We start from the raw sequence: 1,624 nt of genomic DNA, 5'->3' as shown, positions 1-1,624 counted from the left end.
CAGTCGTCGAACGAGCAACTCAGTTTGGGACGGTCGCCGAACGCCAGCCAGTTCGTCAGTCGGTGGTCGTCCAACGAGCGGCGAACGTTCCAGTATCGCGTCACGGCGAGCAACGACACGGTCGGCGGTAACTACCCGTTCAGCCTCTCGATCTCCTATCGGGAGAACGGAAGCCGGAATCAAACGAATCCCCATCTCGTCGGCATCATTCCCGACCCCGAACAATCGTTTTCGGTGGGGAACTTGCACAGCACCTTGCGGGTGGGACAGCAGGGGTTCGTCTCCGGTACCGTGACCAACGAAGGACCACAGCGCGCCCCGAACGCCGTCCTCGTTCTCGCACCTCAGCGCGGGAACACCACGTTCTCACCGACCGAGACGGAGTACGCGCTCGGGACGCTCGATAGCGGCGAATCGAAACCGTTCGACTTCCGTATCGACGTGAGCGACACCGCCGACCGCGGTCCGCGACAGCTCTCGTTCGTCGTGCGCTATCAGAATCAGGACGGCGACCCGAGGCAGAGCAAATCGCTCGATGCACAAATCAACGTCCACCCCCGGAAGGACGAGTTCCGGATCGATGCGAACCGGGCGTCGGTCGAGGCCGGTTCGACGGGGACGATATCGCTCGTCGTCACGAACAACCGGAACGAAACCCTGCGGAACATCGACGCACAGGCGTTCGTGGACAGTCCGTTGACCGTCAACGACAACGAGGCGTTCATCCCGAAACTGGAACCGAATCAGTCGGCGACGATCCGGTTCGACATCGGTGCCGACGGGGGGACGCTCCCGAACACGTACCCGGCGTCGGTCGATTTCCAGTACGACACGCCGGACGGCGAGACGAAACTCACCGACACGTACTCGGTTCCCGTTCGAGTGACGTCACCGGAACGCGGTGGCGTCCTGTCGTTCGTGAGCGGTTCGAACGGGATTCTCGTCCTCCTCGGCATCGCGGTACTCCTCGTTCTCGTGGCCGTATTCGTCCTGCGCAGGCGGTGACCCCCAATGGTGGACTATCAACGCGTTATCGACTGGCTCGACGTGTGGATCGCCGAGCGGTCGAAGACCGTTCTGCTCGTCTTTCTCGTCCTAACCGCCGTCTTGGGTGTCGGGCTTGTCCGAATCTCGACCGAATCCGGGACGAGTCAGTTCACCGAAAACAGCCCCGCACAGGAGGCGTTCGACGCCGTCAACCGCGAGTTCACGCCACCATTCGCGGCGGAAAACGGGAGCACACAGCTCATTCAAACCGGCCGGAACGTGCTCTCGAAACCCGAACTGCTGGCGATGTTGGAGGCCCAATATCGACTCGAACAGCGGACCGATCTCCGGGTTTCCTCGACGACGAGCGCCGCGAGCATCGTGGCACGAACCATCGACCCGACCGCGACGACGCTCGAAGCACAGGTGCGAACCGTTCGGCAGGCGACGCCGACGGAGATCGAAATCGCCGTTCGGCGGGCCTCGGGAACGCCCGGTTTTCGAACCCTCCTGAGCAAGGACTTCAATCCACGGGCGGCCTCGGCCTCGGCGACGATCGGCGTCGTCGACCATCGAATTCCGCGCGGACTCTCACAGCAAGCGGGTGCCGAATCGAGCGCGAACGACCCGCTCACGC

The 1,624-nt window shown here is 62.9% G+C and carries 1 protein-coding gene and 1 pseudogene; both read left to right on the top strand.

The window, feature by feature from the left end:
• Positions 1-1,005 (top strand): COG1361 S-layer family protein (locus WBV42_RS20350; protein ID WP_423987652.1); only part of this gene is annotated, 1,005 nt, incomplete at its 5' end.
• A 6-nt stretch (positions 1,006-1,011) separates the two neighbouring features.
• A pseudogene (locus WBV42_RS20345) lies at positions 1,012-1,624 on the top strand (efflux RND transporter permease subunit); the annotation flags it as partial.

It is taken from the genome of Haladaptatus sp. (genome assembly GCF_049589095.1).
Classification (GTDB): Archaea; Halobacteriota; Halobacteria; order Halobacteriales; family Haladaptataceae; genus Haladaptatus.
This window is presented reverse-complemented; position numbering and strand designations above follow the sequence as displayed.